Here is a 14,356-nt window from a genome sequence, read left to right as displayed (position 1 = left end):
TGTCAAGAATTGACACGGATCGCCGCCGGAATCCCCGCGCGGCAGCGCGGGGAAACATCAGCCGGCCCTGCGGTGAACCTTCGCCCTCGACCGCTTCTCGATGTACATCCGCTGGTCGGCGGAGCGCAGCACCTCTTCGGCGGTCATCCCGCACTCCGCCCAGCCGATCCCGAAGCTCGCCCCGACGCGCACCGCGCGCCCGTCCACCCGGATCGGCGGAATGATGGCGTTCCGCAGGCGAACGGCCAGGTCAGCGGCGTCCGCCGCGCCGAGCCCGTCCGCGAGGACGACGAATTCGTCACCCCCGAGCCGGGCGACGGTGTCCCCGTCCCGGACGCAGGTGCTGAGCCGGCGGGCCACCTCGATGAGCACCGCGTCACCCGTGTGGTGCCCGAAGCGGTCGTTGATGGACTTGAAGCCGTCCAGGTCGCAGAAGAGGACCGCGAGCCCCTTCGCGCCGTCGTCGCGGGCCGTGTCCGGCGCCACCGCGTGCACATGGTGGTCGAAGGGGTGCGCGCCGGGGCCGGTCGCCGGGTAGGGCCCGCGTCCGTCGTCCCCGTACGCCGCGTCCAGCGCCTCCACGTCGGTGGTGGCCGCCGCGTCCGGGCGGGCGCACAGCCGGGCGCCGAGCCGGGCGCGCAGCTCCGCGCTGTTGGGCAGGCCGGTGAGCGCGTCGTGCGAGGCGCGGTGCGCGAGGTTCAGCTCGTGGCGCTTGCGCTCCTCTATGTCCTCGACATGCGTCAGCAGGAACCGGGGCCCGTCCGTGGTGTCCGCGACGACGGAGTTGCGCAGCGAGACCCACAGATAGGTGCCGTCCCGGCGGCCCAGGCGCAGCTCGGCGCGGCCGCCCTCGGCGGAGGTACGGAGCAGGGTGCCGATGTCCTCGGGGTGGACCAGGTCGGCGAAGGAGTAGCGGCGCAGCACCGAGGCGGGGCGGCCCAGCAGCCGGCACAGCGCGTCGTTCGTCCGCAGCAGCCGCCCCTGCTGGTCCCCGCCCAGCTCGGCGATCGCCATGCCGCTGGGGGCGTACTCGAAGGCCTGGCGGAAGGACTCCTCGCTGGCCCGGAGCGCCTGCTGCTCGCGCTCCAGCCGGACCAGGGCCCGCTGCATATTCGCGCGGAGGCGGGCGTTGCTGATGGCTATGGCGGACTGCGAGGCGTACATCTGGAGCGCCTCGCGCCCCCAGGCACCCGGCCGGCGCCCGTTGCGGGGCCGGTCGACGGATATGACGCCGAGCAGGTCCGAGCCGGCGCCGGAGGTGTACATCGGGGCGTAGAGGCGGTCCTGCGGGTGCCACTCGTCCTCGAAGCGGGGCTCGGGGCCCTCGGTGTGCCACTGCGGTACGTCGTCGTCGAGGAGGACCCAGCCCTCGGTGTGGGGTATGAACCGCAGCCCGTCCCACGCCTCGCCCATGACGAGCCGGCGCTCCCAGGAGGCGCGGGAGCCGACCCGGCCGGTGATCAGGGCCTCGGCGGCGTGGTTGCCGGCGAGGGAGGCGACGACGAGGTCGCCGTCGTGGCGGACGAGGTTGACGCAGGCAAGCTCGTAGCCGAGGTGGGCGACGATCCCGTCGGCCACGGTCTGCAGGGTGTCGGCCAGACTCCGTGCCGTGTTGAGATCGGCGACGGCCTGGTGCAGCTGCCGCATCGTCGCGAGGCGGACGTAGGGCTCCGACTCGGCCTCCATTGCTCGCACTCCCCGAGACCTCGACAGCACTCCAGAATTCATATCGACGTACATGACGTACTTACTGCAGTGTCACGGCAACTGAATCACAGCGAGCTGTGCACCCGGTACACAGGGTCAACAAATATCGCACTCTGTGACTCAAGTCACAAACGAGCAGGGAGTGATCGTCGCAGGTCAGCGGCTCGGGAGGCGGAGCAGGTCCGGAGCCGGTCCTAGGACCCGGCTGGTCCCCTGGCCCGATGCGGGGGCGCGGAGCGCGGCACTAGCGTTCCCGGTGTGTTGCAGCAGACGAAGCCCCCCACCCCGCGTACCGAGTCCGTCCCCCATGCTGAGGGGGTGAGCAACGAAGAGTTCCGGGCCGCCCTGTCGCGGCTGGCGGCCGGCGTGGTGCTGGTCACCGCCCAGGAGCCGCCGCTCGACGAGGACGGCCGCGGCGAGGACGTCGGCATGACCGCGACCGCCTTCATGTCGGTCTCGCTGGATCCGCCGCTGGTCCTGGTGAGCCTGCGCAACGATTCCCGGATGGACGACCTGCTGGCGGAGCAGCCACTGTGGGCGGTCTCCGTGCTGGCGGAGAGCCAGCGGCACATCGCGGGCCGGTTCGCGATGAAGGGCCGGATCAGCGACCGGCTGCTCTTCGAGGACATCCCGTACGTGCGCGGCGAGGTCACCGGCGCCCCGCTGGCGGGCGGCGCGCTGGCGACGCTGGAGTGCCGGACGGAGCAGCGGGTGCTCGCAGGCGACCACACGCTGGTGATCGGCCGGGTGCTGAGCGCGCGGGTGCCGAGCGGGGAGGGCGGCCCGCTGACGTACTTCCGGGGGCGCTACCGCCAACTGGGCTGAGCGCTCACCAGTCGCGGCCCGTGCGGCCCCGCTTCGTCTCGCCGCGCTGCTTCTTCTCCCGCAGCCGGCGTTCGTTGATGCCCCGGGGCACCTTCCGCTTCACGCGCGGCCGGGGCGGCGGCGCGGTCGCCTCGGCCAGCAGGGACGCCAGCCGCACGGCGGCCGTCTCGCGGTTGCGCCACTGGGAGCGGTGCTCGGAGGCCCGGACCGCGATCACGCCGCCCGTCAGCCGGCCGGCCAGCCGCTCCAGCGCCCGTTCCTTCCACACCTCCGGCAGCGCTTCGGTGGCCGCGAGGTCGAACCGCAGCTCCACCTGCGAGTCGCTGGTGTTGACGTGCTGCCCGCCCGGCCCCGAGGACCTGGAGAAACGCCACATCAGTTCGGCCTCCGGCAGGGAGACCGAACCGCGGATGACATAGGGCCCGGACATGTCACCCATGTTCCCCGCCCCGCCGGGGGTTCGTCACCTCTTTTTGCGGCGCCGGGTCTCCCCTTCGGCAAAGAAAGTAAAGGCACGCGGAACCTCGTGGTCCCCTGTCGGCGTTATGAACGATGACGGTAGCTTCGTGACCGCGAAGCCCGCACCCGACAGATGAAAGGGACTTCCCATGGCAGTAAGCCTGTCCAAGGGCGGCAACGTCTCCCTCACCAAGGAGGCCCCCGGCCTCACCGCCGTCACGGTCGGCCTCGGCTGGGACGTCCGTACCACCACCGGCACCGACTTCGACCTCGACGCCTCGGCGATCGCGGTCAACGCGGGCGGCAAGGTCTACTCCGACGCCCACTTCGTCTTCTTCAACAACAAGGCGACGCCGGACCAGACCATCGTGCACACCGGTGACAACCTCACGGGTGCCGGCGAGGGCGACGACGAGCAGATCAACGTCAACCTGGCGGGCCTGCCGGCCGACGTGGACAAGATCGTCTTCCCGGTCTCGATCTACGACGCCGAGACCCGCAGCCAGAACTTCGGCCAGGTGCGCAACGCGTACATCCGCATCCTCAACCAGGCCGGCGGCGCCGAGATCGCCCGCTACGACCTGAGCGAGGACGCCGCCACCGAGACCGCCATGGTCTTCGGCGAGCTGTACCGCAACGGCGCCGAGTGGAAGTTCCGTGCCGTGGGCCAGGGTTACGCCTCCGGCCTGCGCGGCATCGCCTCGGACTTCGGCGTCAGCCTCTGACCCAGCGCGTCAGCCTCTGACCCAGCGCGTCGGTCTCCGGCCGAGTACATCGGTCCTTGACCCACGAGCGGTCCGGGAGCCGGTCAGCCGTTCGCGGCCGGCCGGCTCCCGCCGTACAGCCAGGTCTTCCACAGCCCCGACAGATCCTGCCCGGTCGCCTGCTCCACGTACGCGGTGAAGTCCGCCGTGGACGCGTTGCCGTGCCGGTACTTCCGCGTCCAGCCCTTGAGCAGCGCGAAGAACTCCTCGTCGTCGTCGACGGCCTCGCGGATCTTGTGGATCACCATCGCCCCGCGCCCGTACACCGGATCGTCCGAGATCCGCGCGGCGGACGGCGGAGCGGCCGGGGCGAACGCCCAGTTGTCCTCGTCCTCGTAGGCGTCCCGGAAGGACTCCGCGGCCGGGGTGTCCTCCTTCTCCTCCTCCCACAGCCACTCCGCGTACGTCGCCAGACCCTCGTTCAGCCACATGTCGCGCCAGCTCTCCGGTGTGACCGAGTCGCCGAACCACTGGTGCGCCATCTCGTGGACGAGCAGCCCGGCGCTCGGCGGGCCGGGGAAGAACGGCCGGGTCTGCGTCTCCAGCGCGTACCCGGCGTCGTCCTCGCGCTCCACGATCGCGCCCGTCGCCGAGAACGGATACGGGCCGAAGTGCTCCGTCTCCCAGGCGACGATCTCCGGCACCCGGGCCACGGTCCGCGCGCTCTCCTTCGCCACCTCCGGGTCCACCGCCGTGAACACGGTGACGCCGCCCGGCATCGTGGACGTCTTCGTCTCGAACCGGCCGATCGCCAGCGTCGCCAGATAGCTCGCCATCGGCTCGGCGGTGTGCCAGCGGAAGGTGGTGCGGCCCTTCTTCGTCGCCGGCGGTCCGGCGAGCACACCGTTGGAGACCGCCGTAAGCCCCTCGGGGACGGTGACCGTCAGGTCGTACGCCGCCTTGTCGCTCGGGTGGTGGTTGCCCGGGAACCAGGCCATCGAGCCGGTCGGTTCGCCGAGGGCCACCGCCCCGTCGTCGGTCGGCAGCCAGCCCTCCTCGGACTCGTCCGGGTCCGTGACGGTCTTCGGGGAGCCGGAGTAGCGCACGACGGCGCGGAAGGTCTCGCCCCGGTGCAGCCGGTCCTCGACCTCCGCTTCCGTACGGAGCGTCAGCTCGTTGCCCGCCCGGTTCACGGCGGCCGGACGCCCCTCCACGGTCGCCGAGTCCACGGTCAGCCCGGCCAGGTCCAGATTGAACGAGCTGAGGTCCTGCGTGGCCCGCGCGGTGATCTCCACGGTGCCGCGCAGCGTCTGCCCGGCCGGGTCCACATCGAGCGTGATGGCGTAGTGCGAGACGTCGTAGCCGCCGTTGCCCAGCTTCGGGAAGTACGGATCGCGCACCCCGGCCGCGCCCGGCCTGCCCTCCACCCCGCCTGAACAGGCGGGCGCGAGGAGTGCGAGGGCGAGCAGCGGGAAGGCGGCGCGGGCCGTCCTTCGACGTACCGGAGTTCGATGATCCACACGGATGATCCTATGTGCGGAATGTCGTAATCCGGGGCGTCGAAGGAGGGCCCGCGCCGCCGGGGCCCGGAGCGGCGTCCGGACCCGGAGCGGCGTCCGGACCGGGAGCGCCGCCGCTCAGAGCACCGCGATGCCCAGCGGGCGTTCGCCGGCCGCGAGGCGTACCGGGGACGCCGTGCCGTCCAGGTCGACGATCGTGATCCCGTTCCAGTACCCGTCGCGGGTGAACCCGCCGGTGACGTACGCGGTACGGCCGTCCCGTGACACGGCGACGTCCTCGTGCGGGCCGTCCAGGTCCACGACGCGCTCGGAGCCGTCCGGGTCACGGATCGTCAGGGACACATCCTGGTCGTCGGACGCGATCGGGCCCGTGCCGACGACGAGCAGCGTGCCGTCCGGCGCCATCGTCGCCCCGTGCTGGTGCGTGTCGGCCGTCATCCGCTCCACGGTCACCTTCCCGGTGCGCGGGTCGAGGACGGCGAGCCGCTCCCCCTCGAACGGCAGCAGCAGCTTCCCGTCCGAGGGCCGGACCACCGCGTAGTGCGGCTTCAGCCAGGAGCCGAGCCCGCCCTCGGTGCCGTACGGGGCGACCTCCATCCGCTCGGTGCGCAGCGTGTCCGTACGGACGGACGTCACGTCGAACGAGTCGTGCCCGGTGGCGTACACCTCCGCGCCGTCGCGCGAAACGTCCACGTCGAAGGGCCGGCGCCCGACCGGAACCGTGTCGGTCACCTTCCGGGTGCCGGTGTCGATGACCTCCAGGACCCCGTTGTCGCCGGGCACGTTGACGCCGACGTACACCCGCCGGCCGTCGGGGGCCAGCGCGATACCCATCCCGCCGCCCCGGTACTCGCCGGTGGTCGCGGGTCCGGTGCGCGTCTTGTACGGGATGCGGTCCAGCCGGGTCCGCTTCTCCGTGTCCACGACCGCGACGCCCTCGGCGGTGGCCACCCACGCCCGGCCGTCCTTCCCGACCACGAGCCCGTACGGGGCGGTGCCCACCTCGACGCGGTCGAACGCGCCGCGCTCCGGATCGACGAAGGTGACGGTGTCGCCCCCGAAGTCCGCGACGAGCAGGGTGCCCTCGGGGGTGGCGCCGGACTCCGGCGTGACGGAGGGCGCGGGCGCCTGCGAGGCGGGCGCCTCGGCGGCGGCGGAGGTGGAGGCGGCGGGCGCGGGCTCGTCCGCGGCACAGCCGGCGAGCAGGGCCGCCGCCGCGACGGCGGCCAGCAGGGGAGGAACGGCGCGCAGAGTACGGCGGCGGGTCATCGAGGGCCTCCCGGGTCCGCGCCCGGGTCCGAGGCCGGGTCCGCGCCCTCGTTCGTCCCCGCGCCCTCATCCACGTCCCGCTCCGAGGCCGTCGCCGCGCGCAGCAGCTCCGCGAGGGCGGTGAAACCGCGCCGCTCCGCGTGTTCCCGCGCGGTCACCCCGTCTCCGTCCGCGAGCCCCGGCGTCGCGCCCGCCGTGAGCAGCAGCTCCACGATCTCCTGGTGCGCCCGGCCGCCGTCGCCGAGGATCACGGCCTCCAGCAGGGCGGTCCAGCCCAGCCGGTTGACGTGGTCCACGTCGATGTCGGTGGCCCGCAGCAGCTCCCGTACGTACGCGACATGGCCGCGCTCGCTCGCCGGGATCAGCGCGATCCCGCCGAACCGGTTGCGCAGGGACAGGTCCGGGCCGGCCGGCAGCAGGACGCGCAGCATCTCGATGCTGCCGGTCACACCGGTGGCGAGCCAGGGGCTCTCCTCGCGCCGGTCCTGCGCGTCGGGGTCCGCGCCGGCCGCGACGAGCAGCCGGGCGGCCCCGACGTGGTTCCCGTGGACGGCCAGGAGCAGCGGGGTGCGCAACTCCTCGTCGCGGGCGTCCACACGGGCACCGCCCTCGATCGCGGCGCGCACGGCATCGGTGTCGCCGGCGCGTGCGGCGTCGAGCAACCGGTGATCGAGGGCGTTCATGTCCGTCTCCCCAGGGGATACCCCCAATGCAGACGTTTCACCCGTGCGGGTGGAATAGCCTACGTTCCCGCTGTGTTGGCGTCTGACAACGGTACTGTCGTTCGCAGAGAGCGAAGGCGGTGGGCTGGTTGATTCGTGCGTACAAGTTTCTCATGCGGCCCACCGCGGGGCAGGCGATCGCTCTCGGCGAGATGCTGCGCGATCACTGCTCGCTCTACAACGGGGCGCTGCAAGAACGTCGTGATGCCTACCGGCATCCGTCGAGGACAAGCGTCCGGTACGGCATGCAGTCCGGACAACTCAAGGACATCCGTGCCTTCGATCCCGAACACCAGGGTCGCTGGTCGTTCAGCTCCCAGCAAGCCACACTTCGACGTCTGGACAAGGCGTTTTCCGCGTTCTTCCGCAGAGTCGAGGCAGGGGACAAGCCAGGATATCCGCGCTTTCGCGGGGTGAACTGGTTCGACACGGTGGATTTTCCCCGGAACGGGGATGGGTGTCGTTGGGACTCCACTCCCCATACCCCGGTCACTCGTGTGCGTTTCCAGGGCATCGGGCATGTCAGAGTCAACCATCATCGCGCGGTGACCGGCACGGTCAAGACCATCAGTGTGAAACGCGAGGGCCGCAAATGGTTCGTCGTGCTCACTGCCGAACAGCCCCTGCCCGAACCACTGCCCGCAACCGGTTCCGCCATCGGAATCGATCTCGGGATCGCGTCGTTCCTCACCGACTCCAACGGCACCCACGTCTCCAACCCGCACCACGCCCGCAAGGCCGCCCGCAAGTTGGAGGCCGCGCAGCGGTCACTGTCCCGTTTCCCCCGGTGCAGGGCCAAGGACCGTACCCGTAGTCACCAGCGGGCAGTGGAGAAAGTCGCGGCCCTGCACCGCAGGACACGGCGTCGCAGGATCGACCATGCTCACAAGACCGCGCTCACTCTGGTGCGGGGGCACGACTTTATCGCGTACGAGGACCTCAAGATCCGCAACATGCTCAAGGCCCCCTCGCCGAAGCCCTCTGCCGATGCACCGGGTCTGTTCCTGCCCAACGGGGCTTCGTCCAAGGCGGGGCTGAACCGTTCAATCACCGATGCCGGGTGGGGGGTATTCGTGACGATCCTGAACGCAAAGGCTGAAAGTGCCGGGCGGGAAGTGGTCGCCGTGGACCCCCGCAACACTTCGCAGCGGTGCCCCGAATGCGGGCACACCGCGAGGGAGAACCGGCCCACGCAAGAGAAGTTCCGCTGCGTCGACTGCGGCCACCAGGCCCACGCGGACGAAGTCGGGGCACTCAACGTTCTACGGGCCGGGCTGGCCCGTCGCGACGCCAACACGGCATAGCGAGAAGCCCCGCCCCAGTGCGGGGAGGAGTCACGGAGATCCACGACACCCTGACCGCTCTGGCCCAGGGCCTGTCCAGCCAGCAGATGCTCCTCCAGGCCGCCGACCGGACCTGGGACACCGACCCGGACGCCGCCCGCCGCCACGTCAGCACCGCCGCGGGCATCGCCGAACGCAACCTCGCCGAGGCCCGCCGCTTCGTCCACGACCTGGCCCCCGCCGACCTCGCCGAGGGCGGCGGCCTCGAAGCCGCCCTGCACGCCATCGCCGCCCGCGAGACCGCCCAGGCACAGGGCAGGCTCACCGTCCGCTGCCACATCGAGGGCGCCCCGCACACCGTCCTGCCCGGCCGCACCCAGTCCGCGCTGCTCCGGATCGCCCAGGGCGCCCTCGCCAACGTCACCGAGCACGCCGGAGCCACCGAGGCCGCCCTCACCCTGACCCACCTGGACGACCGCACCGTCCTCGACATCGCCGACAACGGCCGCGGCTTCACACCCGCCGCCGGGCCCACCGCCCCCGCCGGGGTGCGCGGCCACGGCCTGCCCGCCATGCGCGCCCGGCTGCGCCAGCTCGGCGGCACCCTCACCATCGAATCGGCCCCCGGCGAAGGCACCGTCGTCACCGCCACCGTGCCGACCCCGCCGGCCGCCACCGCGGCCCCCACACCCCAGGACCCCGCATGACCGCCGACCGCATCCGCATCCTCCTCTGCGACGACCACGCCGTCGTACGCGCCGGGCTCCTCGCCCTCCTCGGCAGCGAACCCGACATCGAGGTCATCGGCGAGGCCGGCAGCGGCGAGGAGGCCGTCGCCCTCACCGCCCGGCTCACCCCCGACGTCGTCCTGATGGACCTCCAGCTCGGCTCCGGCATCGACGGCGTCGAGGCCACCCGCCGCATCGCGGCCGGCACCGGCACCCACGTCCTCGTGCTCACCACGTACGACACCGACGCCGACATCACCCGCGCCATCGAGGCCGGCGCCACCGGCTACCTCCTCAAGGCCGAACGCCCCGAGGAACTCTTCGCCGCCATCCGCTCCGCCGCCCAGGGCCGCACCACGCTCTCGCCGCCCGTCGCCAGCCGCGTCATGGCCCGGATGCGGGCCCCGCGCCCCACCCTCACCGACCGCGAACGCGACATCCTCGGCCAGCTCTCCCGGGGCCTCGGCAACCGCGACATCGCCCGCGCCCTGTTCATCAGCGAGGCCACGGTCAAGACCCACCTCGGCCGGATCTACGACAAGCTCGGCGTGGACACCCGCGCCGGAGCCGTGGCCGTCGCCAAGGAGCAGCGCCTGCTGTCCTGAACCGCGGGTGCCGGACCGGCGCACCGGGCATGACACCATCGACCCGTGCTCGACATCGGCTACTCCCTCTCCCGCCGCTTCCCGGACCCCCCGCAGACCGACTACCGCCGCGCGGACGTCCACACCCTGCGCCACGACCTGTTCTCCGGGGACGTCTATCTCGCGGACACCAAGGAGGACCGGGAACTGTCCACAGCCTGGGGATGGGTGCCGGTGCTCGACTTCGCCTGGGCGCTGTGCGACATCGTCGAGCGGATCGACCAGGACCCGCGCGGCAACCGCTCGCACCGCCGCCAGCAGGCCGAACTCGACTTCACCGAATCGTCGGACCGCATGCTGTTCGAGCGCCGCTTCGGCTGGGTGAACATCGAGGCCGACTGGATGGACGCCGAGGAGCCCCCGCTCACCTTCAGCCACTCGCTGCTGCGCCGCGAGGCCCGCGACTTCCTGCACGACCTGATCGCCGACCTGGCCGACATGCACGAGGGCCTGGCCGACAACCCGACGATCTGGACCCTCCAGTCCCGCTTCCCCCGCCTCTGACCCGTACGGGCCGGAGCCGCCCCCCGTACACACCGGCGCGCGCCCCCGTAACACCCGCGCGGGCGCGCCCTACGCCTCCACCCGCACCCCGATCTGGGCCGCGAACGCCGGTGCCAGCTCCATCAGTTGCAGCGGGCTGATCACCGCGCCCGCCAGCCGCTCCACCCCCCGCGCGATGTCCAGCTCGGCCGCCGCCCGCAGGTCCACCGCCTCCATCCGCGCCGCGCTGAAGTCCGCCCGTCTCAGCACACAGTCCCGGAACTCCACCCGCTTCAGCCGGGCGCCCCCGAAGTCCGGCTCCGCCAGCACACAGCCCTCGAACACCACATCGGTCAGCCGGGCCTCGCGCAGATTCAGGTAGTCGATCTTCCCGCCCCGCACCAGCACCCGTTCCAGCACGGCGCCGTGCAGCTGCACCCCGCCCAGGCGGGCGTCCACGACCTCCACGTCCCGCAGGGACGCCGACGCGAGATCCGTGCCCACCCCCCGTACGCCCGTCAGCACCGAGTCGATGAAGCGCGCCCGGCCCAGCGCCGCCCGGTCCAGGGCGCAGGCCTCCAGCGCGCAGTCCATGAACCGCGCGCCTCGCCCCGACGCGTCCGCCAGGTCCACGGACCCGAACCGCACCCCGTCGTAATCCCCGTCCGGCTCCAGGCCGTCCCCGTCGAACTCCACCAGCGGCGGCAACCGCACCTCCGGCCGCCGAGCCGCCGCGATACCGCCACCGGAACCACCACCACGCACCATGCCCCCATCGTGACGCACGCCACTGACAACGCCCGCGGGGGCCGCGCGGTCAGGCCCCTTCGGCCCCGCCCAGCGCGGCCAGCGCGCCGTCCGTCAGCCGGTACACCGTCCACTCGTCCTGCGGGCGCGCGCCCAGCGACTCGTAGAAGGCGATCGACGGGGCGTTCCAGTTCAGCACCGACCACTCCAGGCGCTCGTAGCCCCGCTCCACGCAGATCCGCGCCAGCTCCGTCAGCAGCGCCTTGCCGTGCCCGCCGCCGCGCCGCTCCGGCCGCACGTACAGGTCCTCCAGGTAGATGCCGTGCACCCCGCGCCACGTCGAGAAGTTCAGGAACCACAGCGCGAAGCCGACGACCTCGCCGTCCTCGTCCGACTCCGCGATGTGCGCGAAGGCCGCCGGACGCTCGCCGAAGAGCGCCTCCCGCAACTGCTCCTCCGTCGCACGGACCTCGTGCAACGCCTTCTCGTAATCGGCCAGCTCACGGACCATGGCGTAGATCAGGGGGACATCGGCGGCAGTCGCGGTACGAATCATGGGGGCAGCGTAAACAGCCCCTCCCCGCTCCCGGCAGGGCCCCCGCCCCGCCGGCCGCCGGACGCTCTACCCGCGCCGGCCCAGCAGTACGCGCGCGATCTCCGCCTGCTCCGGCGCCAGCCGCCGCGCCCCGTCCCCGACCGTCCAGCACGCGTTCTGGAGCACCCGGCCCAGCGTCCACGCCACCGCACGCGCCCGGTCCAGTCCCAGCACCCCGGTCATCGCGTCGAACCGCCGCCCCACCGCGTCCGCGTCGAACCGGTTCGCCAGCGCGGGCAGCAGCTCGAACCCGGCATCCCCCACCAGCGGCTTCGGATCGATGGCCACCCAACGCCGACCACCGCCCCCGCCGTCCTCGCCACCCCCGCCACCTCCGCCGTCCTCGCCGCCCCCGCCGTCCTCGCCCGCCAGCACGTTCCCGAAGTGCAGGTCCCAGTGCAGCAGCCGGTCTCCCGGCTCCCCCGCCACCTCGCGCACCGCCGCCGCACAGTCGCGTACGAGCCCCCGCTCGCCCTCGTCCGCCAGCGCCGCCGCGACCCCGGGCGCGGCGGCGGTCATCCGGGCCGCGGCTTCCCCGAGCCCGCGCAGCCCGCACTCCGCGCCCGGCCGCACCGCCGTCAGCCCCGCCAGCAGCCCGGCGATCACCCGCACCGCCCGGTCCGCGTCCGCCATGCCCTCCAGCGAACGGCGCCCGTCCAGCCGCTCCAGGAGCATCGTCCCGGTCGCCGCATCATGGGCCAGCAGCCGCACGGCCCCGGCCCCGGCCCCGGCCGCACCCCACAGCCGCAGCGCGACCGGCTCCCCGGCGGTCTCCTCGTCCACCAGCTGCAACTTCAGCACCGCCGGACGCCCGTCCCCCACCCGCACCACCGGCAGGACCAGCGCGCACACCCCGTACATCGCATCGCCGTCCAGCCGCAGCTCCCAGCGCTCCAGGAACTCCGCCGCCCTTCCCGGCAGCGCGGCCACGAAACCGCGCCCGGCGGCCCCGTTGAAGGCGGACTGACTGGCGACAAGGGCATCAGGGATCTCGATCACACCCCGAACCCTAGAAAACGAACCACGAAAAAACCGGGCCGGCGAAGAGCCGGCCCGGTGAGGGAGCCCCCTGTCGGATTCGAACCGACGACCTACGCATTACAAGTGCGTTGCTCTGGCCATCTGAGCTAAGGAGGCGTGTCGGAGCAGTCTAACCAAACCGGTCACCCGCGCGGTGCGGAAATCTCACACCCTGGGAAGTGCTGACAGATTCCAAACCGCCAGGTAGCGTCCTTGCAGGTCCACTCGGATGGACCAGACCACTCCCTTACCACGGATCGTCCGGCACGTACCTGCCGGTGGAGGAGAAGCATCAGCATGGCCAGTGTCACGTTCGACAAGGCGTCCCGCGTCTACCCCGGCTCCACGAAGCCCGCGGTCGACCAGCTCGAGATCGACATCGCGGACGGCGAGTTCCTCGTCCTCGTCGGTCCCTCCGGTTGTGGCAAGTCCACCTCGCTCCGCATGCTCGCGGGTCTTGAGGACGTCAACGGCGGTGCCATCCGCATCGGCGACCGCGACGTCACGCACCTGCCGCCGAAGGACCGGGACATCGCCATGGTGTTCCAGAACTACGCGCTCTACCCGCACATGACCGTCGCGGACAACATGGGCTTCGCGCTCAAGATCGCCGGTGTCAACAAGACCGAGATCCGGGCGAAGGTCGAAGAGGCCGCCAAGATGCTGGACCTCACCGACTACCTGGACCGCAAGCCGAAGGCGCTCTCCGGTGGTCAGCGCCAGCGTGTGGCGATGGGCCGCGCCATCGTGCGTGAGCCGCAGGTGTTCCTCATGGACGAGCCGCTGTCGAACCTCGACGCCAAGCTCCGTGTCTCCACCCGTACGCAGATCGCCTCGCTCCAGCGCCGTCTGGGCATCACGACCGTGTACGTCACGCACGACCAGGTCGAGGCCCTCACCATGGGTGACCGCGTCGCGGTCCTCAAGGACGGTCTGCTCCAGCAGGTCGACTCGCCGCGCAACATGTACGACAAGCCGGCGAACCTCTTCGTGGCCGGCTTCATCGGCTCCCCGGCGATGAACCTCGTCGAGGTCCCGATCACCGACGGCGGCGTGAAGTTCGGCAACAGCGTCGTCCCGGTCTCCCGCGAGGCGCTGACCGCCGCCGCCAACCGCGGCGACACCACGGTCACGGTCGGCATCCGCCCCGAGCACTTCGACATCGTCGAGCACGGCGGCGCCGCCGCCAAGGGCCTCAGCAAGGACTCCTCGGAGGCCCCGGCCGGCCTGGCCGTCTCGGTCAACGTGGTCGAGGAGCTGGGCGCCGACGGCTTCGTCTACGGTGCCGCCGAGGTCGGTGGCGAGCACAAGGACCTGGTCGTCCGCGTCGGCGGCCGCGCCGTCCCGGAGAAGGGCACCAAGCTGCACGTCGTGCCCCGCCCGGACGAGCTGCACGTCTTCGCCACGTCGACCGGTGAGCGCCTCACCGCCTGACGATCCGGCACACGCTGTACGGTGGCCCCGCACGAGCTTCGTGCGGGGCCACCGCGCGTCCGGGAGGGCCGGAAGGTTTGAACCGGCGAGAGCCGATACCCCACCGATGCCCCACCGATTCCCCTCCACAACGGTCATTTCACCCGCGATCGTCAACACGCGATTCGAAAAGCACACTCGAACCGTCCCCCGCCAGGGTGACGTATTGTCGCCTCG

14 protein-coding genes, 1 tRNA gene and 1 pseudogene are annotated in these 14,356 nt (G+C 71.8%); 7 read left to right on the top strand and 9 right to left on the bottom strand.

Annotated elements, in window-relative coordinates; genetic code table 11:
* Positions 1–57: 57 nt before the first annotated feature.
* Positions 58–1,686, bottom strand: a complete 1,629-nt coding sequence (cdgB, locus tag DNK56_RS19800; RefSeq protein ID WP_111336643.1) for a diguanylate cyclase CdgB — start codon at positions 1,684–1,686, stop codon at positions 58–60.
* Between the two features lie 339 nt (positions 1,687–2,025).
* On the opposite strand from cdgB, the gene DNK56_RS19795 reads away from it, so the two are divergent.
* Positions 2,026–2,532, top strand: coding sequence for a flavin reductase family protein (locus DNK56_RS19795; protein ID WP_111336641.1), 507 nt, complete (start codon positions 2,026–2,028; stop codon positions 2,530–2,532).
* A gap of 4 nt (positions 2,533–2,536) precedes the next feature.
* Here the strand turns inward: DNK56_RS19795 and arfB are convergent, their stop codons facing one another.
* Positions 2,537–2,971 (bottom strand): alternative ribosome rescue aminoacyl-tRNA hydrolase ArfB, encoded by a 435-nt coding sequence (gene arfB, locus DNK56_RS19790; RefSeq protein WP_111336639.1) that lies wholly within the window; start codon positions 2,969–2,971, stop codon positions 2,537–2,539.
* A gap of 169 nt (positions 2,972–3,140) precedes the next feature.
* On the opposite strand from arfB, the gene DNK56_RS19785 reads away from it, so the two are divergent.
* A complete protein-coding gene (locus DNK56_RS19785; protein ID WP_111336637.1) occupies positions 3,141–3,716 on the top strand; it encodes a TerD family protein in 576 nt (191 codons plus the stop codon).
* Positions 3,717–3,799: 83 nt separating this feature from the next.
* On the opposite strand, the gene DNK56_RS19780 is transcribed toward DNK56_RS19785, so the two are convergent.
* The 3 genes from DNK56_RS19780 to DNK56_RS19770 form a co-directional block, all read right to left on the bottom strand.
* Entirely contained in the window at positions 3,800–5,215 is a 1,416-nt protein-coding gene (locus DNK56_RS19780) for a M1 family metallopeptidase (protein ID WP_111336635.1), read from the bottom strand.
* 117 nt (positions 5,216–5,332) lie between these two features.
* Positions 5,333–6,484, bottom strand: a complete 1,152-nt coding sequence (locus tag DNK56_RS19775) for a YncE family protein (RefSeq protein WP_111336633.1) — start codon at positions 6,482–6,484, stop codon at positions 5,333–5,335.
* Positions 6,481–7,167 carry an ankyrin repeat domain-containing protein gene (locus DNK56_RS19770; RefSeq protein ID WP_241990006.1) on the bottom strand — a complete coding sequence of 229 codons (687 nt, stop codon included), beginning with the start codon at positions 7,165–7,167 and terminating at the stop codon, positions 6,481–6,483. Before DNK56_RS19770 ends, DNK56_RS19775 begins: the two co-directional genes overlap by 4 nt.
* A gap of 128 nt (positions 7,168–7,295) precedes the next feature.
* Between DNK56_RS19770 and DNK56_RS19765 the strand changes: the two genes are divergently transcribed.
* The 4 genes and pseudogenes from DNK56_RS19765 to DNK56_RS19750 all read left to right on the top strand — a co-directional run bounded on the left by DNK56_RS19765 (position 7,296) and on the right by DNK56_RS19750 (position 10,365).
* Complete coding sequence (locus DNK56_RS19765; protein WP_111339405.1) at positions 7,296–8,510, top strand: RNA-guided endonuclease InsQ/TnpB family protein; 1,215 nt, start codon at positions 7,296–7,298, stop codon at positions 8,508–8,510.
* Between the two features lie 35 nt (positions 8,511–8,545).
* A pseudogene (locus tag DNK56_RS19760) lies at positions 8,546–9,196 on the top strand (sensor histidine kinase); the annotation flags it as partial.
* Positions 9,193–9,822, top strand: coding sequence for a response regulator (locus DNK56_RS19755; RefSeq protein ID WP_111336631.1), 630 nt, complete (start codon positions 9,193–9,195; stop codon positions 9,820–9,822). The pseudogene DNK56_RS19760 and the gene DNK56_RS19755, both read left to right, overlap by 4 nt.
* Positions 9,823–9,867: 45 nt before the next feature.
* Positions 9,868–10,365 carry a hypothetical protein gene (locus DNK56_RS19750; RefSeq protein ID WP_111336629.1) on the top strand — a complete coding sequence of 166 codons (498 nt, stop codon included), beginning with the start codon at positions 9,868–9,870 and terminating at the stop codon, positions 10,363–10,365.
* A 69-nt stretch (positions 10,366–10,434) separates the two neighbouring features.
* Here DNK56_RS19750 and DNK56_RS19745 read toward each other — a convergent pair whose 3' ends face one another.
* The 4 genes from DNK56_RS19745 to DNK56_RS19730 form a co-directional block, all read right to left on the bottom strand.
* Positions 10,435–11,112, bottom strand: coding sequence for a pentapeptide repeat-containing protein (locus DNK56_RS19745; RefSeq protein ID WP_241990005.1), 678 nt, complete (start codon positions 11,110–11,112; stop codon positions 10,435–10,437).
* 49 nt (positions 11,113–11,161) lie between these two features.
* Positions 11,162–11,647 carry a GNAT family N-acetyltransferase gene (locus DNK56_RS19740; RefSeq protein WP_111336627.1) on the bottom strand — a complete coding sequence of 162 codons (486 nt, stop codon included), beginning with the start codon at positions 11,645–11,647 and terminating at the stop codon, positions 11,162–11,164.
* Between the two features lie 66 nt (positions 11,648–11,713).
* Positions 11,714–12,685: an aminoglycoside phosphotransferase family protein gene (locus DNK56_RS19735; protein ID WP_111336625.1), complete on the bottom strand. Its 972-nt coding sequence runs from the start codon at positions 12,683–12,685 to the stop codon at positions 11,714–11,716.
* 64 nt (positions 12,686–12,749) lie between these two features.
* Positions 12,750–12,823: transfer RNA gene (locus DNK56_RS19730), tRNA-Thr, on the bottom strand.
* Between the two features lie 180 nt (positions 12,824–13,003).
* On the opposite strand from DNK56_RS19730, the gene DNK56_RS19725 reads away from it, so the two are divergent.
* The gene (locus tag DNK56_RS19725) at positions 13,004–14,140 is read left to right on the top strand and encodes an ABC transporter ATP-binding protein (protein WP_111336623.1); all 1,137 of its coding nucleotides are present in this window, start codon (positions 13,004–13,006) and stop codon (positions 14,138–14,140) included.
* Positions 14,141–14,356 lie beyond the last annotated feature (216 nt).

The sequence above is a fragment of the Streptomyces sp. AC1-42W genome (assembly GCF_003248355.1).
GTDB lineage: Bacteria > Actinomycetota > Actinomycetes > Streptomycetales > Streptomycetaceae > Streptomyces.
This window is presented reverse-complemented; position numbering and strand designations above follow the sequence as displayed.